Origin of the sequence: Nocardia sp. NPDC059154, assembly GCF_042755705.1 — a bacterium.
GTDB lineage: Bacteria > Actinomycetota > Actinomycetes > Mycobacteriales > Mycobacteriaceae > Nocardia.
In genome coordinates this window covers 36,265-58,552 of record NZ_JBHZCS010000050.1, presented here as the reverse complement: position 1 = coordinate 58,552, position 22,288 = coordinate 36,265, and the positions used below count along the sequence as shown (strand labels likewise).

Here is a 22,288-nt window from a genome sequence, read left to right as displayed (position 1 = left end):
CCCGGTAGCGCCGCACGGCCCGGTCAACCACACGCCGCATGCCGTCGATCGCCGGTGATCTCGGCGAGGGCGTCGCCCGCCGCGGCGTGCGTGCGCAGGGCGTGCGCATATCGGCGCCGTAAATCGGCTCGTCGGTCGAGCGGTCGAGTTCGGCACGGGGGTTGAGGTTCATTCGTTGGCCCCTTTCGTGATGTTGCGGAGGATCGAGAGAGCCGCGCCGACAACACCTTTCGGCGTCGGCGATACTGGCTGGGTGGGCGGCTCGGGCAGGGTGATCCGTGACCGGCAGCGCTGGCAAGGGCATCCGGTGACGCGGGGGATAACCGGCGGTCACGATCCGCGGGCGTGCGCCTTGTCGAAGTCCTCGTACCAGGGGCGGCGGTCGCTCATATCGCCCACTTGTCCTTGCCTTCGGTGAACAGGGATTCACGCCCGCACCGGTAGCACTCGGCGAGGCGCACGGGATGGCCTGCGGCGTCGGCGTATCCGGATTCACCGCTGGGAAATTCCTTGTGCTCCAAGTACTGTTCGCCTGGCTTGATCCGCCGGTCGCAGCTACACGTTTGGAGCTTCCGTGCGCGGCGTAGGTGGGTGGTCGGATTAGCCACGATCGCTCACCTTCGGCTGCCACAGAACAGACCACTGGCCGTCCGGCAAAAACTCGACGAACTCCCACGGACCGGCCTGGAAATCCAGGAAATGAACGCGGGTATCACCGCCGAGCCACTCACCGGAAGCTCCGTGGTCCACAGAGGCGACGTCGCCCTGCGCGGACAGCAGGACAGTGCCGGTCGGCTCGTTCGCGATCTGTGCGGTCTCGATGACGCGGTGTCCGGCCTTCTCCAGCTCGGCGATGCGGAGGTGTTCGCGGTCCACCTCCGCTAACTGCGCACGCTTCTCGGCGAGAGCATTCTCCAGCTCGGCGATGCGGGCATCTCTTGTGGCGACCTGGGCCGCCAGCTCCGAGTTGTGGGCGGACACAGCCAACCACGAGCCGAGAAATGCCCCGGCCTGCTGCTCCACCTCCGGCTCGTACTCGTGCTCGAAGGCGGCCTCTGTCAGCGCGCAATACACGTTGCCGATGCGGATAACCCATTCGCCGGGGCTTACGCCCCACCACGTCCGGTGGTGTCCGGTCAGCAGCTCGCCGGAGGCTTCGGGATCCTCGGTCCGGTCCTTGTGGTCGACCGGCTGGAACGCGCCGGCGGTCCAAGCGACGAGGGCTTCGGCGTTGTCGCCGGTCCACTGCATCGCTTCGACCTCACGGGTACGGAACTTGCGGGCCTGCTCAGGCATTGGCGGTCTCCTGGTCGGTGACGAACTGCCATTCCAGGATCGAGCCGAACAGGCCGGGGGCGAGGTGGGCCTTGATCGGTCCACTCATGCCGGGCTCGAGGCCGGTCTCGGCGGCGTTCCAGGTCGACGGGTGCGTCCCTTCGCTGTCGAACCACGAGGCCATCCAGCAATCCGCGTGCCGCGTGGCGGGTGGCCGGTGGTCGGGATCGTAAAAGATGCATGTGCAGCGCGAATAGGTGTGGCAGGCCGCAAATTCATCGCCGCTGCAACGGAATTCGATGCTTGGATACTCTCGGTCGCCGGTAATGGTCACGATGTGGAAGTGGTCAGGCACGGTCGGCCTCCTCTATAGGTGCGCTCGGAGTCCAGTTCCGCAGCGCGTAGGCGAGCTGATCGATCTTGTTGAGCTGGAACCCGGACCAGTGCATGTCGCCCGCGACGATGACGGGCAGGCACTGGTAGCCGAGGTCGCGGACCCGGTCGGCGGCGTTGTCGTCGGTCGTGACGTCCAGCTTCATGAACGGAACACCGCGTGCCAGAAGCGCTTGCGCGGTGCCGATGCATTGGCCGCAGCCTGGCTTGCTGTACAGCACGACGTTCGGGGCATCGGGATGGACCTGGTCAGGCATAAGGGTTCTCCCATGCGGTGATGGGGGCGATCGCGGCGACGTACGCCTTACGCAGGCGGTCTCTGGCGCGGCCATAGGTCTCGTACACCCCGCCGCGCTCCGCGGGGTCGTCGAACAGGTCCGGGTCGGCGGCGCGGATGGCGGCGAGGGCCTGGCGGTACACGGCGAGCTCAGCGGCCAGGCGATCGCGCTCAGCGACGCGGACGCGGAGGTCGAGTACCTCCCGTGCGAGGGACCGCGACCAGCGACCGGCAGACGTGGCGAGCACGCGGAGCCACTCGTCGGTGATGCGGTATTCGTCGGTCTCCACACAGTAAGCGCGGTCATCGAAAGCGGGACTGCGGTCAGGGATTTCAGGCATGGTCGGCCTCCTCAGCGTCGAACACGGCGAGCGCAGCGTCGTACATGGCGATGAACCGCGGATTAATGGCCATGTCGCGCCAGCCCTGCACGTCGGCGCGAGTGCCACTCGCCCGAGCGATCAGCGCTTGCCCCTAAGGTGCGGATGTTGCCGCGCGAGTCGCGGCCGGCCGGAGCGGGCAGCTTCGGTGTGGCGACCACTTCGACCCCTGCGAACAGGGTCAAGGCCTCATACAGGTGTTGTGGGTCATGACGTTGGTGACGTCACACGGGACGTGAGCTGAGGGGCGGGTCTTTCAGCGGCAGGATGAGAAACGCCAATCCCTTATCCGCCAGCAAGGAAAGACCCGCCGTGTCTCACCGTAATGCCCGTTGTCCGTAGAGGGGCGGCGACGCCTTGTTCAGCGTTGCCAGTCTCGCCCGATCGCACATGTCGCCGCCGAGATGGGGATCTCGCGGCAGTGTGCTTCCAAGTGGGTCAACCGTTTCCACCGTTATGGCGAGCTGGGGTTGGCGGATCGTTCTTCCACGCCGCACCGCAGCCCGACCGCGCTCTCGGCGGATGTGGTGGCCCGGATCGAGACGTTGCGCCGGGACCGTAAATGGTCGGCCCGACGCATCCAGACCGAGCTGGCCGTCGAGGGCGTGCGTATCTCGGTGCGCACCATCGGCCGCCACCTGCTGCGACTGGGGCTCAACCGGCGCCGCTTCCTCGATCCGACTGGTGAGGCCAACCGAGCCAGCCGCCCGATCCTCGCCCGCCGGCCCGGGCACATGATCCACGTCGATGTGAAGAAGGTCGGGCGCATCCGCGACGGCGGCGGCTGGCGCGTCCACGGCCGAGACTCCGTCCAGCACAAAGCCAACCACGCCGCCAGATCACGCGGTGAGCGCGTCGGATATGTGTTCTTGCACTCCGCGGTCGACGGCTACTCCAGGTTGGCCTACACCGAAGCGCTGCCCGACGAAAAAGCCGTCACGGCAATAGGATTCATGTTCCGGGCGCGAGCGTTCTTCGCAGCCCATGGCATCACCCACATCGAACGCATCGTCACCGACAACGGTGCATGCTATCGCGCCCACGACTTCGCCAAGGTCTTGCTCGGCGCCAAACATCAACGCATCAGCCCTTATACGCCCCGCCACAACGGCAAAGTCGAACGCTACAACCGGATCCTGGCCGAGGAATTCCTCTATGCCCGCGAATGGACCAGCGAACACCAGCGCAGCAGCGCCCTGGCTGTCTGGAACATCCACTACAACTACCATCGACCACACACTGCCGCCGGAAACCGACCACCAGCCAGTCGACTCCCTCTCGGCGTCACCAACGTCAAGGCCGTGCTAGGGCTCATCCCCGCACGCGCGGGGAGCACGAGCCCCTTTCGTTTCCGAATCGACTGGAGCCGGGCTCATCCCCGCACGCGCGGGGAGCACGGGCTCTTCCAGGATCCACTTCACGGGGTCTCGGGCTCATCCCCGCACGTGTGGGGATGAACTCCGGACACCACGCAGGTCAGGAGCCGAACGACTATACTCCCCGCGCGTGCGGGATGAGCCCGACAGCGACCCGGCCGGGCCGATCCCGGGCTGATGCTCCCCGTGCGTGCGGGGATGAGCCCCACAGGTGACGGCGGTTGAGATCAAGCTGATCTTTCGGAAATTTATTGGAGGACAATAGAATTGATTGACAGTCGGCTCGCGATCCGTCGCTGCGCCGTGGGCTCGGCGGCATGGCCGTCGAAGTCGGTGCGGGTTGTGTGGTATTCGGCTCGAGCTGCGGTCAATACCTGACTTGGCCCCGCGCGGCGGTCACGATACGCTCCATGACCCAGATCTCTGTTTCCGCGGATCAGCTGGTGGCACAGCGCTACCGCGACCCCGCCCCCGCCCCGGCCCCGGCCCCGGCCCCGGAATGGAACCCGGTGCTACGGGTGCTGCACGAGCACCGCTCGATCCGTCGCTATCTGGCCGATCCGGTGCCGGACGCCATCTTGCGCCTGCTCGTCTCGGCAGCCCAGTCGGCGCCGACATCCTCCAATCTCCAAGCGTGGAGCGTGATCGCGGTCCGAGATCCGGAACGCAAGGCACGACTGGCCACGCTCGCCGGGGATCAGGACCATATCCGGCAGGCGCCGGTACTGCTGGTCTGGACGGCGGATCTGGCCCGGCTGCGAGCACTGGCCGCGGAGCGCGGGGCCCCGCTCGATGGAGCCGACTACCTGGAGTCCAGCTATGTGGCGTTCCTGGACGCGGCGCTGGCCGCGCAGAACGCGGTGACAGCGGCCGAATCGCTGGGCCTGGGCACCGTCTATATCGGCGCCATCCGTAACAACCCCGAGCAGGTTGCGGCTGAATTATCCCTGCCACCAGGCGTGTTCGCGGTCGTCGGCCTCGTGGTCGGCACCCCGGACCCGAGCGAGGATGCCCGCGTCAAGCCGCGGCTGCCGCAGGCCGCGGTGCTGCACGAGGAGACCTACGACGCGACCGGGCTCGGCGCGCATCTGGCCGAGTACGAGACCCGCATTGCCGAGTTCTACGCCGAGCAGAACCTTGAGCACTCCTGGATCGACCGGGTACTGACCCGGCTCGGCTCGGCCGCCGCGCTCAAAGGCCGCGACCGGCTGCGTGACCAGCTTGCGGCGCAGGGTTTCCCGCTGCGCTGATGGCGCCGATCGAGCCACTCTGGCGTCGGCGGGCGGGGAATCGATCAGGTCCCGGCTCGGTGGGGTGAGATGAGGAATCGATGGTGACCGGGGACAAGAGCGCGGGGGCGGTGCTGCGTGCCGTGCTCGCCGAGGGCACGGCGCCGCGCAGCGTCATCGCGCGGGTGGCCGGATTGTCGCCGGCGACCGTGACCTCGCAGGTACGGGCGCTGGCCGCGGCGGGGCTGCTGACCGAGGGGCCGGAGACGGCCGGGCCGGGCGGGATGGGCCGCCCGCATTCGCCGCTGATGCTGAACGTCGCGGGCAATGTGGTGATCGGGCTGCACATCGCCGCCGACCATTGCACGGTCGCGGTGCTGGATATCGCCGGAGCCGTGCGACTTTCGCATCGGGTGCCGCACCTCGGCCTGGATCCGGACGTGATTCTGGCGTCCGCCGCCGCCGAGGTGCGGCGGCTGCGGGGTGAGCTGACCGAACGCGTCATCGGGCTGGGTGTCGCGATCGGCGGCTGGGTGGACAGCTCCGCCGGGTCCGTGGTCGAGCACGGCACCTTGCCCTGGCGCAATGTGGCTGTGCGGCAGTATCTCTCGGAGCAGACCGGGCTGCCGGTGACGCTGGACAGTCACAGCCGGGCGCTCGTGCACGCGGAGCAGTTGTTCGGGCATGCGCGGAGTGCGGCGGCGACGGTGCTGCTGTTCGCGGGCAATGTGATCGATGTGGCGTTCGCGGTGCACGGGCGGGTGCACTACGGCCCACGGTCGGCCGCGGGTGCGATCACGCGTCTGGTCGGGGGCGACGCGGCGGAGTCGGCGCTGGCCGAGTGCACCGACCGTGCGGTGGTGGCTCGTGCCCGGCGGGCAGGGCTGCCGGTGCAGCGGATTCCGGATCTCATCGCCCTCGCGGGTCAGGACACGACGGCGCAGACGTTGTTCACTGAGCGGGCCCGGGTACTGGGCCGGGTGGTCGCGGTCGTGATCGACCTGCTGGATCCGGACGCGGTGGTGATCGTGGATCCGGCGCTGGTCAGGGTGTCGGGAGTGCGTGCGGCGTATCTCGATGTGGTGCGCCGGTTCTCGGCCTGTGAGCGGCCCGAGGAGGTCATCACGGGGTCGTCGTTCTTCGGGCGGGTGCTGGAGACCGCCGCCGGCGCCGTGGTGCTGCAGCGGCTGTTCACCGATCCATTGGCGGTGGTGTCCGCCGAGCCGGCCGCGACAGCTGCCCGAGTTTGATTCGCATTTATTTTAAGTCGAACGAATGTTGCCCGATCGCAACGGTTTCCGCGACAGTCTGTACATGGAAAATTACGTCCTCCCGGTCCGGTCCGAGAATCTCGCTTGTCATCGCTCCCCGGATTTCCCTGATGCTCTCCGCCGCAGTCGAATCAGGAGCAAAGAATGCGATACGCGATATCCGGGTTAGGCGTTGTCGTAGCGGCCGTTGTACTGGTGGCCGGCTGCGCCACCCGCGCCGGGGACACCGATCTTTCGGCGGCGCTGCCGACCAGTGTGCCGCCGAACACCAAACTGTCCATTTCGGTGAATACGACCCGGGTCGCACTGGAGGCCGCCGGGCAGTCGAACACATTGCCGTTCACCGTTTCCGACTGGCCGGTGGTCTCCGCCGGGCCTGATGTGATTCAAGCTTTTCGCGGCAGCGCCCTGGATGTGGCGAGCAATGCGGGAATTCCGCCGATCCACGCCCATGCCACGGGTGTGGACGCGAAGATCGTCGGCGTCAAGGTGCGCTCGACGCCGCTGTATCAACTGGCGACGGCACCGAATTCGAGCATCAACAGCCTGGCCGACCTGCGCGGTAAGCGGATCGGCTTTTCGCCCGGGCAGGCGCAGGGCGTGGTGGTGCTGCGCACTCTGCAGGCCGCCGGCATCGGGCTCAACGAGGTCAAGCTCGTCGAGTTGAACAGTCCGCAATTCCTCACCGCATTGCAGGGCAAGCAAATCGATGTCGCTCCGCTCGCCGAGCCGCAGACCACCAAATATCTGGCCCAGTACGGTGATCAGGGTGCACGTGCGGTGGCAACGCCGACCGTGGACGCCCTGACCATCCTGTGGACGCCGACCGCGGTGCTGCAGGATTCCGCGAAACTGGCCGCGGTCACGGAATTCGTGAAGATCTGGGCGCGGGCGGACATCTGGTCCTGGGAGCATCAGGACCAATGGCTCGACGCGTATTACGTGAAGGATCAGAAGGTTTCGGCGGAGGATGCCCGCCGGATTCAGGGCACCGTCGACAAGCCCTATTACCCGGCGAAATGGGATGACGCCATCAAATGGGAACAGGAAACCATCGACCTCGTGACCCGCTCCGGCTACTTCGGTAAGAGCTTCGACGCCGGTGAACTATTCGACCGGCGCTTCGAATCGCTGGCCTCGGACGCGGTGCCCGCGCAGTACCGGATCAAGGAGTCACAATGACACTCGCGCTGCCCCGTATCGCGGTGCCCGCACCCCGGGCGGGCGAGGAGTTCGTGGACCGGCCTCGCCTGCGTCGCCTCGGACTGCGGAAACCGGTGCCGTTCGCACGCCTGCTCGGCGTGGTCGTCGTGCTCGCGGCCTGGTCGGCGGGCAGCTATTACGGGCTGCTGGACCACCGCAAGCTGTCCGCGCCATGGACCGTGCTCGGCACCGGCTGGGACCTCGTCCGCGACGGCACGCTCGGGGACAACGTGCTCGCCTCGCTGCACCGGGCGGCGATCGGCCTCGGGCTGGGCATCCTCATCGGCACGACACTCGCTCTGGTGGCAGGACTTTCGCGTCTGGGCGAATCGTTGATCGACGGGCCGGTGCAGGTCAAGCGCGCCATTCCCAGCCTCGGGCTGATTCCGCTGATGATCCTGTGGCTGGGCATCGGCGAGACGTTCAAGATCGTGCTGATCACTCTGGGCGTGGCGCTGGCCATGTATCTGCAGACGCACGCCTCGCTCACCGCCATCGACAAGCGGTTCGTGGAACTGTCGGAGGTGCAGGGTGTTTCGCGGTGGGAGTTCATCGCCCGCGTGGTGATGCCGGGCTCGCTGCCGGGTTTCTTCCTCGGGCTGCGATTGTCGGTCACCGGTGCCTGGCTGTCGCTGGTCGTCGTCGAATCCGTCAATGCCACTGACGGATTGGGCAAGCTCATGACCAGTGCTCAGAACTACGGGCAGGCCGATGTCATCCTGGTCTGCCTGGTCATCTACGGCGTCTTCGGACTCGTCTCCGATGCCGGTATCCGGCTGCTCGAACGCAAGGTGCTGTCATGGCGTCGAACGATCTCGACCTAGGCGTCCGGACCCGTGACCTGGTCCGGTCGTTCGGGGAGCGGACCATCCTGGACCGCATAACGCTGACCATCCCGCCGGGCCAGTTCGTCGCACTGCTCGGCCGCAGCGGCTCCGGCAAGAGCACCCTGCTGCGGGCGCTGGCCGGGCTCGATCACGATGTCGAGGGTTCCGGTGTGCTGCGGGTGCCGGCGAAAACCGCCGTGGTCTTCCAGGATTCGAGACTGCTGCCCTGGCAGCGGGTGCTGACCAATGTGCTGTACGGGCAGCCGCGCGCCCGCGGCGCGGCGGGCCGGGCCCTGCTGTCGGAGGTCGGGCTGGCCGGGCGGGAGCGCGCGTGGCCCTCGGAACTGTCCGGCGGCGAGCAACAGCGGGTGGCGCTGGCGCGGGCACTGGTCGGAGCTCCCGATCTGCTGCTGGCCGATGAGCCGTTCGGCGCGCTGGATGCGCTCACCCGGATCAGGATGCATGCGTTGCTGCGTGATCTGGTCCAGCGGCACACCCCGACCGTCCTGCTGGTCACCCACGATGTGGACGAGGCGATCACCCTGGCGCAGCGCGTGCTGGTGCTGGATGACGGCCGCCTCGGCCTCGACCTGCCCATCGACCTGCCGGCCGAGCGCGATCCGGGCGATCCGGAGTTCCAGCGCATCCGCCGCACCCTGTTGTCCGCGCTGGGCGTTGTACCCGCCGCAATCCGATAAGGAACCCTTCATGCCGTCGAAACAGTTGCACCTCAACGCATTTCTCATGTCGACCGGACACCACGAGGCCTCGTGGCGGCTGCCGGAATCGGATCCGCACGCGAACACCAAGATCGATCACTATGTGGAGCTGGCCCGCATCGCCGAGCGCGGGAAGCTGGACTCGATCTTCTTCGCCGACAGTCCGGTGCTCTACGGCGATACCGGCCGCCGCCCCGCCGGCAAGCTGGAGCCGACGGTCCTGCTCACGGCCATCGCGGTGCAGACCTCGCGGATCGGTCTCATCGCCACCGCGTCCACCAGCTACAACTCGCCGTTCAACCTGGCGCGCCGTTTCGCCTCGGTGGACTGGGTATCGGGCGGGCGCGTCGGTTGGAACATCGTCACCACCGCCGGCGCCGACGCCGCACGCAACTTCGGACTCGACGACGTCCCCGACCACAAGCTGCGCTACGAGAAGGCCGCCGAATTCGTCGATGTGGCAACGAAGCTGTGGGACAGCTGGCAGGACGACGCCGTGCTGGCGGACAAGGAATCGGGTATACACACGGATCCGGACCGGGTTCGCAGGATCGACCACGAGGGCCGGTTCTTCAAGGTCGCGGGTCCGCTGAACGTGGCGCGGCCGCCGCAGGGGTATCCGGTGCTGGTGCAGGCCGGTTCCTCCGAGGACGGCAAGGACTTCGCCGCCCGCTACGCCGAGGCGGTGTTCACCGCACAGCAGACCATCGAGGACGGGCTCGCGTTCTACACCGACCTGAAGGGTCGCGCGATCGCTCTCGGCCGTGACCCGGAGACCCTCAAGATCCTGCCGGGCATCGTGCCCGTCATCGGCGATACCGCCGAGCACGCCAGGGAATTGGATGCCGAACTGGAGCGGCTGATCTCACCCGAGTACGCCAGGCGCCAGCTGGCCCGTACCTGGGGCATTCCGGTGGAGGACCTCGACCTGGACAGCGAACTGCCCGACGACCTGCCCACCGAGGACGAGATCCAGGGTGCCAAGAGCCGCTTCACCCTCATCGTGAATCTCGCTCGGCGCGAACGGCTCACGCTGCGCCAGCTGATTGCCCGGCTCGGGGGCGGGCGTGGTCACCACACCTTCGCCGGTACTGCCGATCAGGTCGCCGACACCATCGAGGAGTGGTTCACCCGCGGCGCCGCGGACGGGTTCAACATCATGCCCGCCGTGCTGCCCTCGGGCCTGAAGCGTTTCGTGGACGAGGTGGTGCCGATCCTGCAGCGGCGCGGGCTGTTCCGCACCGAGTACACCGAGACGACACTGCGCGGGCACTACGGTCTGCAGCGGCCCACCAATCAGTTCTCCGGAGCCGGCGCGCTCGTGGTCACGGGATGAGTGGGGGCTCTGGCTGTTCCGCGGACGCGACCTCGAATACCCGCGCCGACGGGTGGATTCGCTATCTGCTGCGGCGTTGCGCACAGCATCGCCGCACCGTATTGCTCGCGTGCGCCGGTGCGTTGGTATCCAACGTCTGCACGGCCGTGCTGCCGTTGCTGGTACGGCATGTGGTCGACACCGTGACCACCACGGCAGCCTCGGTGTTGCCGTGGGTGCTGGTGCTGCTCACGGTCGGGACCACCCGGTTCGTGGCGGGGTACGGGCGTCGCACCGGGTCCTCACGGCTGTCGCTGGACGTGCAGCACGATCTGCGGCGTGACCTGTTCGCCGCGTTGCTGCGGCTGAACGGCCGGCAGCGGTCGGGGCTCTACACCGGACAGGTCGTGAGCCGTGCCATCACCGACGTGACGCTGATCCAGATGTTCCTGCAACTGCTTCCGCTGGTCGCGGGCAATGTGGTGCTGCTGGCCGTTTCACTGATCCTGATGGCGTCGATGTCGCCGATACTGAGTGTCATTGCGCTGCTGGTGGTTCCGGCGCTGTGGCTGATCACCTCACGCAGCCAGCGAGAGCTGTTCCCCGCCAACTGGGACGCGCAGGCCCGCGCCGCCGAGGTCGCCATGCGAGTGGAGGCGGCGGTGACGGGCGTGCGGGTGGTGAAGGGGTTCGGGCAGGAATCGCACGAGCTCGAGGAACTGGCGGGCTCGGCCCGGGACCTGTACCGGTCGCGGTTGCGCATCACGCGGATCACCAGCCGGTTCACCCCCGCCATGCAGGCGGTGCCGGCCGCGGGGCAGGCGCTGATTCTGGTCGTGGGCGGGTTGCTGGCGCTTCGGCAGTCCATCACGCTGGGCACCTTCCTGGCCTTCATGACGTACCTGGGCTCGTTCGTCACCCCGATCCGCATGTTCTCCATGCTGCTCACGGTGAGCCAGCAGGGCAGGGCCTCGCTCGAGCGGGTCCGTGAGGTGATCGAGACGCCCGTACCGAGCGAGGCGCCCGCGGCGCAGTCGGCCACCGAGGTGGCGAGTGACTCCGGCAGTGCGCCTCGGATCGAGTTCCATGGCGTGCGTTTCGCTTTCGAGGCCCAGCCACCGGTGTTGAACGGACTCGACCTCACCGTCGAGCCGGGGGAGACGGTGGCCGTTGCCGGTGCGGCCGGTTCGGGCAAATCGATTCTGGTGCAACTGCTGCCCCGCCTGTTCGATGCCGATGCGGGCCGAATACTGTTGGACGGCACCGATATCCGGGATCTGCCGGATCTGCGCGGCCGGATCGCGATGGTCTTCGAGGACACCTCGCTGATGGCGGATACGGTGCGGGACAATGTGTCCTACGGCCGCCGCGACGCCACCGACGAACAGGTTTGGCACGCACTGTATCTGGCTGCCGCCGACGAATTCGTCGCCGCGCTGCCCGAGGGCCTGGACACGCACATCGGTGAGCGCGGAAAGCGGTTGTCCGGCGGACAGCGTCAGCGCCTGGCCCTGGCCCGCGCCTTGATCACCGACGCCCCGATCCTGGTGCTCGACGACGCCACCTCCGCCATCGACGCACAGGTGGAGGAAGAGATCTTCGCCCGCATCGCCGCCGAGGTGCGCCGGCGCACCACCATCGTGGTGGCGCACCGGATCTCCACTCTCGCACTCGCCGACAGGGTGGCCGTGCTGGACGGCGGCCGGGTCGCCGAACTCGGCACTCTGCACGATCTGCAGACCTCCGGAGAGTTGTTCCACACCCTGTTCACCGCGCCGGACCCGGTGAGTATCGCCGCCGATCTGAGCGCGGTGACCGACGCCGTGCCCACCGCCGGGCTGTGGACGGGCACTGAGACCGACGGTGACGAGTCACGTGCGCTGGACCAGATGGCCAGAGCGTTCGCCCGGCGCGCCGCCGGCGCGCCGGGGGCGATGGGCGGTCACCTGGGCGGGGGCATGATGTCGAGCGCCCCGCCGAGCGGCGACGTGCGCGCCCTGATCGGGCGGTTGCCCGCAGCGACCGGTGAACCCGATGTGCCCGAGCATTTTTCGCACACACCGGACCCGGACTTCGATTTGGCGCGGCTGCTGCGGCCGTTCGCGTTGCCGCTGCTGGCCGGACTGGGCCTGGTCGCCCTGGACGCCCTGACGCAGATCCTGATTCCGTTCCTGGTGCGCTACGGCATCGACCACGGCGTGCTGGCCGGAGCCCGCGACGTGCTGCTGCTGGCCGCCGCGTCCGCGCTGGTCGTGGTGGTCGTGGACTGGGCGATCACCGTCGCCCAGGTCCGCGTGACCGGACGGGCGGGGGAGCGGCTGCTCTACGGCCTGCGGGTGAAGGTCTTCGCCCAGCTGCAACGGCTGGGATTGCAGTTCTACGAGCGGGAACTGGCGGGCCGCATCATGACCCGGATGATCACCGACGTGGACGGGCTGTCGACTTTCCTGCAGACGGGACTGGCGGTCGCGCTGACCAGCACGCTGACCATCAGCGGCGTGGTGGTGGCGCTGATCGTGATCGACGGCCGCCTGGCGCTGGTGGTGCTCGCGCTACTGCCGGTGCTGGTGATCGCGACGGTCGCGTTCCGCCGGGCGTCGGTGCCCGCCTACAACCTGGCGCGCGAGCAGGTCAGCGCCGCGAACGCCTACCTGCAGGAGAACGTCGACACCATCGCGGTGACCCAGGCCTACCGCCGCGAGGCGATCAATCAGCGCGAATTCGAGCGCCGCTCATGGGGTTACCGCGATGCGCGGCTGCGCAGTCAGACGCTGATGGCGCTGTTCTTCCCGTTCATCGAGATCATGTCGGTGATCGCCACGGCCGCCGTGCTCGCGGTCGGGGTGCACCAGGTGCGCGAGAGTGCGCTCACCGCAGGGACATTGATCGCGTTCCTGCTCTACATCGATCTGCTGTTCGCCCCCATCCAGCAGTTGTCGCAGGTTTTCGACAGCTACCAGCAGGCGGTCGTCGGCATCGAGCGCCTCGGTGTGCTGATGCGCGAGCCCGTGTCCACCCCGGACGCGCCGGATGCCCGTCCGGTCGAGCGGCTGGCGGGCGAGATCGAGTTCCGCGGTGTCGGTTTCGCCTACCAGGGGGCCGATCGGCGAGTGCTGTCCGGCATCGATCTGCGAATCGCGCCCGGTCAGCAGGTCGCCGTGGTCGGCGAAACCGGAGCCGGCAAATCCACCCTGGTGAAACTGCTCGCGCGCCTGTACGACACGACCGACGGAGCCGTGCTCGTCGACGGCGTCGACATCCGCCGCTACCGGTTGCGCGACTACCGCAAACGGCTGGGCGTGGTGCCGCAGGAACCGTTCCTGTTCGGCGACACGGTGCATGCCACCATCGCCTACGGAAAACCCGATGCCACACCCGCCGACATCGAATGGGCGGCGCGCGCGGTCGGCGCCCACGAGATGATCGCCGCTCTCGAACACGGTTACCGGCAGCCGATCGGCGCGCACGGCGCCGCCCTGTCCGCCGGTCAGCGCCAACTGCTGGCGCTGGCCCGCGCTCAACTGGTGGAGCCCGACATACTCATCCTCGACGAGGCCACCGCTTCGCTGGACCTGGCGACCGACGCCCGCGTCCGCGCGGCTGTCGAGGTCCTCACCGCAGGCCGCACCACCATCGTCGTGGCCCACCGCCTGGCCACCGCCGCCGATGCCGATCTGATCATCGTGATGGGCGAGGGCCGTCTGCTGCAAACCGGCCGCCACGCCGACCTTCTCGAGATCGACGGCCCCTACCGCCGGTTGTGGTCGGCCTATGTCGGCGACGAAACCCCCGCGGATCACTTCGCTGCCGAATCATCGTGAGTACGCGTTACCGCGAATTGCGCCTCACAGACCAGCCGGGACCGGTCCTACCCCTAGTGCCGTGGGGGCCACTGCCGCAACAGATTCCGCTCGCGCGCCAGGAATTCAGCGAACGTCGTGGCAGGCCGGCCGGTGAGATCGCGGACGGCGGAGGTGGTCTCGGTGAGAGATCCGCCCGCCACATCGGCGAAGAGCGCTGCCACGTCGGTGGCGAACTGGGCGGGCAGTCCCTGGCTCGTGAGGATGTCCGCGAAAGCTGCTGGGGGCCGGTCGATATAGGACACCGTCCGGCCGAGTGCCTCGGAAAGCCTGGCGGCAATCTCGGTGTGCGTGAGTGCCTCGGGGCCGGTGACCACGAATCGCTGGCGACTGCCGAGGTCGCTGCTGAGCAGGACGGCGGCGCAGGCGGCGATGTCGGCGCAGTCGATGTAGGACACGCGGCCGTGTCCGTAGGCGCCGAGGAGATCGCCGCCGTTGGTGAATGCGCCTGCGCCGGTGAGGAAGTTCTGCATGAACCCGCTCGGCCGCAGGATCGTGCAGTCGAGCCCCGATGCCTCGAGCCGCGCCTCGATCTCGGCGTGCGCTCCCTCGGCCAGTAGGCCGCCGGGCCGGGCGCCCCACACCGAGATCTTCACAATGCGCCGCACCCCCGCGCGTACCGCCGCGTCGATCACGGTGGTCTGTTGGGTGACCATGGGCTGGGGGCCGGGCGTCGGTTGCGCCCCGGGTGAGCAGAGGAATATCTGCTCGACTCCGGAGACCGCGATGGCGATCGAGTCCGGATCGTCGAAATCGCCCACCACCAGATCGCAGTCGAGTTCCCGCCCGCGCTCCAGGTCGCGCACCAGCGCCCGGAACGGTGCGTTCTGCTCTCGCAACCGGCCGACCAGATGGCGACCGATCGCGCCGGTGGCACCCGTGACCAGGATCATCAGCTACTCCTTCTAAAATCGAGGGACCCTCGGAATATATCTTGAGGGTCCCTCGACTTAAAGGGTTGTGATGGACCAAACCGCATCCCGGGTCCGCCGTCCGCGCGCGGATGCCCGCCGCAATCGGGAACGTCTGCTCGCCGCCGCCGATGAGGTCTTCGGCGCGGGTGGTGCCGATGCGCCGCTTGAGCATGTGGCCCGTCGAGCCGGCGTGGGTATCGGCACGCTGTACGGCCACTTCCCGACCCGCCGGGCACTCGTCGCGGCGCTGCTCGCCGAGCGCAACGAGGACCTGTTCGAGCGCGGTGATCGGCTGCTGGATGAGCCTGCCACGACCGACACCGTGGCGGAGTGGGTGCGCGCGGTGGTCCGCCACGCCGCCACCTATCAGGGCTTGGCCGCGATGCTCGCGCAGAGCCTGGACGACGACGGCAGCGAACTACACGCATCGTGCCTGCGGATGAACAGCATCGGCGAGGAACTCCTCAACCATGCCGCCCGATCGGCAGCACTAAGGTCCGAGGCCACCGCCGCCGATGTGTTCACGCTCATCAATGCAGCCGCCTGGACCCATGAGCACGCCGGTCCCGAACAGGCAGATCGCTTGATCACCTTGGTGCTCAACGGGTTACGCAACCCCACCGACTCGAAATAATGCCGGATTTCGAGGGGAGTTGATCGGGGCGATGGCGACCGGCCACGAGTCGCTTGGGCGTTGGCCGCGCTGCTCGTCCACGTCAACGTGCCGCAGCGAGGATTTTGCGACTGCACCTGCACGACGGTACGAGCTTCCCCGAGGACAACAACCCGACTGACCGATTACGGCGACTACCCCGGATCGCAGCAGAGCTACCGCCTCTTGACATCCACCGACGCTCAACGACACAGCAACGACCACGTCGCTCCGCACGACGGCAGTCACAGAACGAGATCAGTGAGCTGGCTCCAGTCGATCTGCACACGCAAGGGCAGATCCACAGCAAACGCGGTGCCAGGCTTGAGAACCCGGGCCAGGCGATAGTGGCCGACCGCATGGTCGAGGGCATAGGTCTCGATCGAGGTGACCTCGGACTCGGAGACACTGACCAGCCAGTACCACGGAATCCCCGCCGCCGCATACTCGCTCATCTTCTCGAGACGATCGGTCTTCACGTGACTGGGGGAGATCACCTCCACAGCGATCTTCAGATAGCGAGCCGGCACCGGGCGAACATCGTCAGGCACACAATCGAAAATGGCGACATCGGGACGACGAATCGTGGCGCGGGGGACCTCCCACAGCACGATATCGAAATCATGGTTCGCGTCCAGGCACGCGGAAGGGTCTTCGGCCATGTATTCACGCGTTGCCGCTTCGAACATGCCCAACAGCCGATGCACCGCCTTCTGGTGCGCGCGGCTCGGCGACTCGCACCGGACAGCATCGCCGTTGGCGACTTCGACCAGGCGGCAGAACTCCTCGGGCAATTCCCGCCAGATCTCGACAGTGATCGGCTCAGGTTGGATGTTGTCCGGCCGAGCCCAGTCGAAGATGGCTGACATGAGAAGGATTCTAGCCGCGCAAACACCCCCAGCACTCCAGACGATCCGTGAGCGCCTCGATCTGAACCATACGGATGGACGTGGCAACCGGGTTGCCACCCAGTGACAGCAAGAAGGGAGCCGCACCTGCTTCGTCACAGTGACGCAATAACGGTGGGGGAGAAAGCCGGGGAGTACAGTTCGCCGCAACCCAGCCCTCCGACTGGATGGCCGCCCGACAACAAGCTCGTCGCGGGCCCGCTATCGCGAGTTTCGATCCGCCGAGTCGGAGGATACCGCCGATCAAGTTGACGACTTCACCCCACCGAGAGCCGCGCCGACTCTGAAAGAGGTCCTGGCCGGAATGGCTTCTCCGGCGACTGAAAGTAGTCGCCAGGGGGATGGTCATCGAAGAGTTCGGATTCTGCACCCCATGATTGGAGGGCCATAACTTGACATAGCGCATCACTATCGGCCACGGATAGTGAATGAACGAAGGGGCAGATGGGTGTCGACGCGTTCAAGTTTACATAAGGAATATTATCGGCGCTTGAATCAAGTTGCCCTGCACGCTTTTCCATACCCCTTCGGGTAACCAAGCCGACGCCTGGTGCATCTCGGAAGATGCACCAGGCGAGGATCACGGGATTCTTGCGACGGATCGGCTGGCCGTTCACATGCCTAGGACATCAATCGAGACCAATTGCCGGCCAGCGTTTTTCGCCGATATCTATCAGTTATGTCAAGCTGAACCGTCGACTACCGTGCGGCCATTGCCAGCCTGCCCCGGCGGCAGTACTCAGCGATGGACGATCCGCGCAACGCGACCCTGGACAAACGGGGGTGTACTCGATGCGAAGATCCGGTGGCCCGGACTCCCCCGCACCCCTCCCCCCATCGCTCCATTTCGTCACTGTGACATACAGTTCGGCGGCAGGTGCTTGTCGGCGGTGTTTCAGGCGCACGGGTAGCAGGCAAGAACGGTCAGGTTCACGGCCCTGCGGCAGCGTCATCTCCGCGAAAGCGGCGCAGCACGAGCACGCCGGCACCACGCCCGAGCGTCACCGCCGCCGCCCCCACCCCGGCGCAGCGTCGGACACGACAGCATGGCCGCCTGACCACTGCGGGGAACGTGACAGATGGCTGAAATCCCGCACTCGCATGGCCACGCCCGCCGGCGGCACGAACAAGACCGCCAGCCCCGCCATCACACTGAGCGCAGTGCGTGGCAACGCGGAGCCGTAGCAGTATCCGGCGATGGTGGAGACCGCGGCGGTTCCGACAGTAGGAATCACGGTGACATGTTCGAGCGAACCCGCCGTGAGCACCGCGAACAGTGCGATCAGCAGCGTCGCCGCCATTCCGGCCAACGGTGCGGGGCGGACTCGGCCGAGCGTGAAACCAGCTGCGACACACACGAACAGCACCGGCACTATCCAGCGCGGCAGCGATACGGCGACGATCGCGCCGCCTGCCGACACGAAAGCGACCGCCAGCAGCACCAGCGTCCCGTCCCTGCCGGGAAGCAGGAACGCGGTCGCCACTGCACCCGCCACCGTGACCGCGACAGCCGCCACGATACGAATCGCGGTGTCGCCGTGACGAGCCACCCATTCCGAATCGAGCAACGTGACACCGACCACCACCACTGCCACCGAGATCGGCCCCAACGGGACCTCCCCCGACTCGAATTCGGCGATCCGCCGTCCGCGATCGCCGAACACGCCGAAGGCGACGAGCAACCACGGTCGGCCAGATCAGTCACAGCGGCGGTGACTCACCGATCGGCAGCACCACCGGAGACTGCAACTGACCGCTGCTGCCAGAGCCTGGCCCCTGAGCGAAATCCCCGATCAGCACGGCGGCCAGCACGCCCAGCACGTGGGCGGCCGTAACCGACGCTCGATACACCGCGACTGCGGCCAAACCCGCCCAGCAACGCCCCGGCCGCCACCGCGTCGATGTAATTCCAGGTCGACAACGAGGCAACCGACATCGATTCGAACAAAGAGCGACGGTCGCCGCGCCGCAGACCCGTCGCACCCGCCCACGGGGCCGCTACGCCAGACGGAGGAGATCGGCGTGATCAACGCCAATCCCCCGACCACGGCTCCGAAATGTGGAATAGACCGGCGGGCACCGAATGACCAGCGTTCGATAGCCGATCGAGGAGTCATTCTCCGGGCCGACCGGAAACCCCTTGCCTGCCGGTGATTCCCAGAATCCAGACTGCCGAAGCGGGCCAGGATCCGTCCTTAAGGTCGTATGTACGACCTTCCCTACGACGAACCATGCGACGTTAATCGTTCAGAAGTCGAGTGACAGCTGTGGATCCCCGGGCGGATCAGGTTCTGGGAATCGACCCGGATGCCGAGTCGGTGCCGTCGCACGCAAGGTATCGAGTTGGGGCACATCAGGTTTGACCTGACCCAGCTGCCGGGCCACCACCTGGTCCGGTTGTTCGGCGGCCAAACGGCTGGCGTAGGTGGCACGCAGCATGCCGGGTGCGATGCCGGAGCCGTCGCGGAGCCCGGTTTCGCGGCCGAGCTCTCGCACGATGTCTTCGATCTGGCGGCGCGACAGCCGCCGCATGCGCCCGCTGTCCCCGTCGTGGTCTCCGGCGAGGAAGAAGGCCTTGATCCGCTGATCCCCGACCAGGGCGGCCCGCTCGGCGCGCCATTCCGCCAGTGCGTAATGCGCCCGCCCAGGTAGATGGATCAGACGGCGCGGGGCGCGTACGAAACTCTGGGCCCCGGTCAACACCACATCTTCGTCGTCGAGGCCGGAGACCTCCGACTCTCTCAAACCGCTGTACAGCAGCAATACGACCAGCGCGAGATTGCGGGTCCGCCGGATCCGGAACAAGCGGGTATGCGCTGGCCGCGCCTGCGCCACCGCGATGAGATCCGACTGCTCGGACACGGTCAGTGGCCGGGTGATCACCCGCTCGATAGGAGCCGGAGGCACCCGGGATGGCTCGAGTTCGAGGTAGTCGTAGTAGGCGTTGAGAGCCGCGAGGGTTACGTTCCACGTGCTGTATCCGCGGCCGAGCGACTTCAGGTGCGCGAGGAATGCGGCAACGGCGGCGTCCCTCCCCTCAGCGGTGGCGAGGGCCGCAGGATGATCGACACGAACGCCCCGCAACCAGTTGAGGAACAAGGCGACACGTTGCGAGTACTCGCCTCGCGTGCGCGGGACGAGAGGGCGACCGGGGCGAGCCGCCAACCACAGGGTGAATCGCCGATCGAGGACATAGGGATCGCTCGATTTGGTGACCCCGGTCGGGGCGGCCGCCTCCGGGAGCGTGTCGTCGACTTCGTCCATGTCTCTTCACCTCCGGTGCTTTTCAAGTTTCGAGGATGCCATCGGTCGGTGACATGCTGGCCGGGCCGCGCGATTAGTCACGAAAAAAATTCGTCATGGCCGTGACTAATTGGTTGTTGAACACAAGCGCTGCACGCACCTTCCCCCTGGTGAGCACCCGATCTCAGTTGCCGTACAACACGATTCGTTCAGCGCTGCGGAACGTGTCGGCCTTCTCGTCTATCGTGACTCGTGCCGATACGGCGCAGCATCGAAGGGTTGTGAGGGGATGGCGGAATCCGGCGGGGAGCCACCGCATCTGGATCTCTTCCGCTATCTCACTGCCGAGGAGCGAATCGACTACATCGCCATCAGGACCCAATTCACGGCGTCGTTGCTGGCCGATATGTCCGCGAGTACAGTCACGGAGCACTTGGCGCGAGACGGTTTGCGACTCGACGCCGACACTGTTGAGGCGCGCTGCCGGCGGTTGGTGGCGATTTCGGCCAGCCGCGCCGCTCGTGCGGCCGCTCGCGCGGTGGCTCCGTCAATCAGCTGCTCAACGCCCTCACCCGGTTCGGAGCCGACACCACCGGACAACTCGATGTCTCGCAGCGCGTCGAACACGACGACCCTTGGTCGGTCATGATGCGTGCGCGTGCCGATCTTGGACTGGTTACCCATCTCACCCTCGCCGAACTCACAAGCACCACCGCGTCGCTGGCCGAGCCCGGCTCCGTCGTTTCCGCGTGCGAAAACCCGCAGGTGTTGCAGCGTGCCGCGGAAATCGGCGTCGCCCGTCCGCTCGTGTGCTTCAGCAGCAATCCCGCATCTGCGGGAATGCTGCTCGCCGAACGTCTTTCGATCGAGTATCACGGCGACTTCGACTGGCCTGGGGTGGCTATCGCCGCCCGGTTGTTCGCCGCAGGTGCCCGGCCTTGGCTGATGAGTGCATCCGATTACCTGCGCGGCGCGGCATCAGGAATCCACCGGATCCCGCTCGTCGGCCGCCCGGTCGCAACACCGTGGGATCCTCGGCTCAACACCGCGATGGTCCGCCACGGCTGGGCACTGCATGAGGAAGCGGTACTCACGGAGCTTCTCGACGATCTCGGACGACCGTGCTGATCGCACGAAAAGCGATCTCTCGCACGAACGGACAGGACCGTACGACAGGGTTCGTGCTCCGGGAAACAGCAAGATCGCTGCTGGTCGCACTGCAAACGGCGCCGCCATCGAATGGTCCGTTTCTGCTGAAGATCCCGACAGTCGACGACCCGCACGATCGGCCTGGTCGCCCGCCATACGAGTTGAACGCGTGGCTGAACACCGCACGCATCCACTACGGCATCGATCAGCACGATGAACGCGGCGAGGGCATACTGTTCCCCCCTGCAAGACCCGCCGATAACATCATCGAGCAGTTCGACCTCACGACTGACGAGGACCTGCGGAACTGGTTTCTCCACGGCAACGCGGTATTCCGCAGCCGGGTATGGAAAGACACCAGTCCCGGCCCTTCGCATCACCGGGAACCCGGAACCCGCGGCGAACTGCTCGAGGTCGATCGAGAGTTTCTGCGAAGAGTTCTCCAGGATCTCGATGTCGCGTTGGTTCTTCGAGTGGCAATCCGCCGCGACCTGGACCGCCCGATCTACAACCGGAAGGAAGACGATGACGAGCTCGGATGGATCGAGTGGTCGGCCAAGATCTATCTCGTCGATCCGACAGGACAGTGGTTCGAATACTGAAGCTGCCCTGCAACTCGGCGCCATGCTCGCCGCTCATTTGAAGGACGAGGATGTCCTCGGGCAATGGATGGCCCACCACCTCGCAGAACTGATCATCGTCGCCAAAGACGCGGACACGAGCGTCGAGCAACGTCAGCAGATCGTATCTACCATCCTCGAGGTGTGGGCTCATCGGCGAAGCTACCCGCGTCGGCTGCTGGACGACTTCTCCGCCGTTCTCACCGCACTGGATCGACTCGGAGATGATCGGCCATGCAGGTTCTCCAGAATCTTTGACGACTTCGATGACTCCGACGCCGGTGTGCTGGACAACAGTACCGGGGACCTTCCGCTCGTTGAGCAAGCTGTCGAACTCGAGCGCCTTACCCGCGACACGCTGATACATCTCCTATGGCGTGCGGCGCGCGATGCCAGTGTGAAGAACGACCAGTGGCTGTCGTTGGCAGACCAACTCGCTTCCAACATGGAAACTACAGTGACCCAGTCTCTTTGGCGTCTGCATCTCCGTAGGGCTACGGCCGACCAGCCTGCGTCGGAACCTGAGAATCAGTCGGGAGAAGGCGACGTCGATGGGGACGAATCCATCGGGTCGGAAGCTCAGGCGAATCGACTGCGCCGTATGGCCTGACTACCCCAATCGCATCGCGGATTCGCTGTGACCAGCTCGGTGAACGGGTCGTAGGGCAGCCGTTTGC

21 protein-coding genes are annotated in these 22,288 nt (G+C 66.5%); 11 read left to right on the top strand and 10 right to left on the bottom strand.

Going from position 1 to position 22,288, the window contains the following annotated elements; all coding sequences use genetic code 11:
* Positions 1 to 386: 386 nt before the first annotated feature.
* Genes ACFXN1_RS34505 through ACFXN1_RS34485 form a run of 5 tightly spaced genes read right to left on the bottom strand, consistent with a single transcriptional unit; the run spans position 387 to position 2,286 of the window.
* The gene (locus ACFXN1_RS34505; protein ID WP_379439295.1) at positions 387 to 608 is read right to left on the bottom strand and encodes a hypothetical protein; all 222 of its coding nucleotides are present in this window, start codon (positions 606 to 608) and stop codon (positions 387 to 389) included.
* Positions 601 to 1,296 carry a hypothetical protein gene (locus ACFXN1_RS34500; protein ID WP_379439297.1) on the bottom strand — a complete coding sequence of 232 codons (696 nt, stop codon included), beginning with the start codon at positions 1,294 to 1,296 and terminating at the stop codon, positions 601 to 603. Before ACFXN1_RS34500 ends, ACFXN1_RS34505 begins: the two co-directional genes overlap by 8 nt.
* A complete protein-coding gene (locus ACFXN1_RS34495) occupies positions 1,289 to 1,609 on the bottom strand; it encodes a hypothetical protein (protein ID WP_379439298.1) in 321 nt (106 codons plus the stop codon). The genes ACFXN1_RS34500 and ACFXN1_RS34495 overlap by 8 nt, the downstream gene beginning before the upstream one ends.
* 13 nt (positions 1,610 to 1,622) lie before the next feature.
* Positions 1,623 to 1,925, bottom strand: coding sequence for a glutaredoxin family protein (locus tag ACFXN1_RS34490; protein WP_379439300.1), 303 nt, complete (start codon positions 1,923 to 1,925; stop codon positions 1,623 to 1,625).
* Positions 1,918 to 2,286 (bottom strand): hypothetical protein, encoded by a 369-nt coding sequence (locus ACFXN1_RS34485; RefSeq protein ID WP_379439301.1) that lies wholly within the window; start codon positions 2,284 to 2,286, stop codon positions 1,918 to 1,920. Before ACFXN1_RS34485 ends, ACFXN1_RS34490 begins: the two co-directional genes overlap by 8 nt.
* Before the next feature lie 1,825 nt (positions 2,287 to 4,111).
* Between ACFXN1_RS34485 and ACFXN1_RS34480 the strand changes: the two genes are divergently transcribed.
* From ACFXN1_RS34480 to ACFXN1_RS34450, 7 genes are all read left to right on the top strand, one after another.
* A complete protein-coding gene (locus ACFXN1_RS34480; RefSeq protein ID WP_379439303.1) occupies positions 4,112 to 4,951 on the top strand; it encodes an NADPH-dependent oxidoreductase in 840 nt (279 codons plus the stop codon).
* Between the two features lie 83 nt (positions 4,952 to 5,034).
* Complete coding sequence (locus ACFXN1_RS34475) at positions 5,035 to 6,180, top strand: ROK family protein (RefSeq protein WP_379439304.1); 1,146 nt, start codon at positions 5,035 to 5,037, stop codon at positions 6,178 to 6,180.
* A 165-nt stretch (positions 6,181 to 6,345) separates the two neighbouring features.
* On the top strand, positions 6,346 to 7,383 hold the full coding sequence (locus ACFXN1_RS34470; protein ID WP_379439306.1) for an ABC transporter substrate-binding protein: 1,038 nt from the start codon (positions 6,346 to 6,348) through the stop codon (positions 7,381 to 7,383).
* The gene (locus ACFXN1_RS34465; RefSeq protein WP_379439307.1) at positions 7,380 to 8,228 is read left to right on the top strand and encodes an ABC transporter permease; all 849 of its coding nucleotides are present in this window, start codon (positions 7,380 to 7,382) and stop codon (positions 8,226 to 8,228) included. Before ACFXN1_RS34470 ends, ACFXN1_RS34465 begins: the two co-directional genes overlap by 4 nt.
* The gene (locus tag ACFXN1_RS34460; RefSeq protein ID WP_379439309.1) at positions 8,204 to 8,929 is read left to right on the top strand and encodes an ABC transporter ATP-binding protein; all 726 of its coding nucleotides are present in this window, start codon (positions 8,204 to 8,206) and stop codon (positions 8,927 to 8,929) included. The genes ACFXN1_RS34465 and ACFXN1_RS34460 overlap by 25 nt, the downstream gene beginning before the upstream one ends.
* A gap of 10 nt (positions 8,930 to 8,939) precedes the next feature.
* Positions 8,940 to 10,286, top strand: coding sequence for an LLM class flavin-dependent oxidoreductase (locus ACFXN1_RS34455; protein ID WP_379439310.1), 1,347 nt, complete (start codon positions 8,940 to 8,942; stop codon positions 10,284 to 10,286).
* Positions 10,283 to 14,086 carry an ABC transporter ATP-binding protein gene (locus tag ACFXN1_RS34450; RefSeq protein ID WP_379439311.1) on the top strand — a complete coding sequence of 1,268 codons (3,804 nt, stop codon included), beginning with the start codon at positions 10,283 to 10,285 and terminating at the stop codon, positions 14,084 to 14,086. Before ACFXN1_RS34455 ends, ACFXN1_RS34450 begins: the two co-directional genes overlap by 4 nt.
* 53 nt (positions 14,087 to 14,139) lie before the next feature.
* Here the strand turns inward: ACFXN1_RS34450 and ACFXN1_RS34445 are convergent, their stop codons facing one another.
* Positions 14,140 to 15,018 (bottom strand): NmrA family NAD(P)-binding protein, encoded by an 879-nt coding sequence (locus ACFXN1_RS34445; RefSeq protein ID WP_379439312.1) that lies wholly within the window; start codon positions 15,016 to 15,018, stop codon positions 14,140 to 14,142.
* Positions 15,019 to 15,088: 70 nt separating this feature from the next.
* Here ACFXN1_RS34445 and ACFXN1_RS34440 point away from each other — a divergent pair, with 70 nt between their 5' ends.
* The gene (locus ACFXN1_RS34440) at positions 15,089 to 15,673 is read left to right on the top strand and encodes a TetR/AcrR family transcriptional regulator (protein ID WP_379439313.1); all 585 of its coding nucleotides are present in this window, start codon (positions 15,089 to 15,091) and stop codon (positions 15,671 to 15,673) included.
* Positions 15,674 to 15,936: 263 nt separating this feature from the next.
* On the opposite strand, the gene ACFXN1_RS34435 is transcribed toward ACFXN1_RS34440, so the two are convergent.
* The 4 genes from ACFXN1_RS34435 to ACFXN1_RS34420 form a co-directional block, all read right to left on the bottom strand.
* Positions 15,937 to 16,560, bottom strand: a complete 624-nt coding sequence (locus tag ACFXN1_RS34435; protein ID WP_379439314.1) for a Uma2 family endonuclease — start codon at positions 16,558 to 16,560, stop codon at positions 15,937 to 15,939.
* A 1,040-nt stretch (positions 16,561 to 17,600) separates the two neighbouring features.
* A complete protein-coding gene (locus tag ACFXN1_RS34430) occupies positions 17,601 to 18,281 on the bottom strand; it encodes a hypothetical protein (RefSeq protein ID WP_379439315.1) in 681 nt (226 codons plus the stop codon).
* Between the two features lie 565 nt (positions 18,282 to 18,846).
* Positions 18,847 to 19,863 (bottom strand): tyrosine-type recombinase/integrase, encoded by a 1,017-nt coding sequence (locus ACFXN1_RS34425; protein WP_379439316.1) that lies wholly within the window; start codon positions 19,861 to 19,863, stop codon positions 18,847 to 18,849.
* A 339-nt stretch (positions 19,864 to 20,202) separates the two neighbouring features.
* Positions 20,203 to 20,469: a hypothetical protein gene (locus ACFXN1_RS34420; protein ID WP_379439318.1), complete on the bottom strand. Its 267-nt coding sequence runs from the start codon at positions 20,467 to 20,469 to the stop codon at positions 20,203 to 20,205.
* Positions 20,470 to 20,487: 18 nt separating this feature from the next.
* Between ACFXN1_RS34420 and ACFXN1_RS34415 the strand changes: the two genes are divergently transcribed.
* Genes ACFXN1_RS34415 through ACFXN1_RS34405 form a run of 3 tightly spaced genes read left to right on the top strand, consistent with a single transcriptional unit; the run spans position 20,488 to position 22,221 of the window.
* The gene (locus tag ACFXN1_RS34415) at positions 20,488 to 20,970 is read left to right on the top strand and encodes a DUF2399 domain-containing protein (protein ID WP_379439319.1); all 483 of its coding nucleotides are present in this window, start codon (positions 20,488 to 20,490) and stop codon (positions 20,968 to 20,970) included.
* Complete coding sequence (locus tag ACFXN1_RS34410) at positions 20,964 to 21,593, top strand: hypothetical protein (protein WP_379439320.1); 630 nt, start codon at positions 20,964 to 20,966, stop codon at positions 21,591 to 21,593. Before ACFXN1_RS34415 ends, ACFXN1_RS34410 begins: the two co-directional genes overlap by 7 nt.
* Before the next feature lie 22 nt (positions 21,594 to 21,615).
* Entirely contained in the window at positions 21,616 to 22,221 is a 606-nt protein-coding gene (locus ACFXN1_RS34405; RefSeq protein ID WP_379439322.1) for a hypothetical protein, read from the top strand.
* Positions 22,222 to 22,288 lie beyond the last annotated feature (67 nt).

Excerpts from the sequence above, each read along its gene's own strand:
- ACFXN1_RS34415 (WP_379439319.1), top strand. The coding sequence starts at position 20,488 with ATGATGCGTGCGCGTGCCGATCTTGGACTGGTTACCCATCTCACCCTC.
- ACFXN1_RS34435 (WP_379439314.1), bottom strand. The coding sequence starts at position 16,560 with ATGTCAGCCATCTTCGACTGGGCTCGGCCGGACAACATCCAACCTGAG.
- ACFXN1_RS34490 (WP_379439300.1), bottom strand. The coding sequence starts at position 1,925 with ATGCCTGACCAGGTCCATCCCGATGCCCCGAACGTCGTGCTGTACAGC.
- ACFXN1_RS34465 (WP_379439307.1), top strand. The coding sequence starts at position 7,380 with ATGACACTCGCGCTGCCCCGTATCGCGGTGCCCGCACCCCGGGCGGGC.
- ACFXN1_RS34445 (WP_379439312.1), bottom strand. The coding sequence starts at position 15,018 with ATGATCCTGGTCACGGGTGCCACCGGCGCGATCGGTCGCCATCTGGTC.
- ACFXN1_RS34440 (WP_379439313.1), top strand. The coding sequence starts at position 15,089 with ATGGACCAAACCGCATCCCGGGTCCGCCGTCCGCGCGCGGATGCCCGC.
- ACFXN1_RS34405 (WP_379439322.1), top strand. The coding sequence starts at position 21,616 with ATGCTCGCCGCTCATTTGAAGGACGAGGATGTCCTCGGGCAATGGATG.
- ACFXN1_RS34500 (WP_379439297.1), bottom strand. The coding sequence starts at position 1,296 with ATGCCTGAGCAGGCCCGCAAGTTCCGTACCCGTGAGGTCGAAGCGATG.
- ACFXN1_RS34485 (WP_379439301.1), bottom strand. The coding sequence starts at position 2,286 with ATGCCTGAAATCCCTGACCGCAGTCCCGCTTTCGATGACCGCGCTTAC.
- ACFXN1_RS34480 (WP_379439303.1), top strand. The coding sequence starts at position 4,112 with ATGACCCAGATCTCTGTTTCCGCGGATCAGCTGGTGGCACAGCGCTAC.
- ACFXN1_RS34470 (WP_379439306.1), top strand. The coding sequence starts at position 6,346 with ATGCGATACGCGATATCCGGGTTAGGCGTTGTCGTAGCGGCCGTTGTA.
- ACFXN1_RS34425 (WP_379439316.1), bottom strand. The coding sequence starts at position 19,863 with ATGGACGAAGTCGACGACACGCTCCCGGAGGCGGCCGCCCCGACCGGG.
- ACFXN1_RS34455 (WP_379439310.1), top strand. The coding sequence starts at position 8,940 with ATGCCGTCGAAACAGTTGCACCTCAACGCATTTCTCATGTCGACCGGA.
- ACFXN1_RS34460 (WP_379439309.1), top strand. The coding sequence starts at position 8,204 with ATGGCGTCGAACGATCTCGACCTAGGCGTCCGGACCCGTGACCTGGTC.
- ACFXN1_RS34450 (WP_379439311.1), top strand. The coding sequence starts at position 10,283 with ATGAGTGGGGGCTCTGGCTGTTCCGCGGACGCGACCTCGAATACCCGC.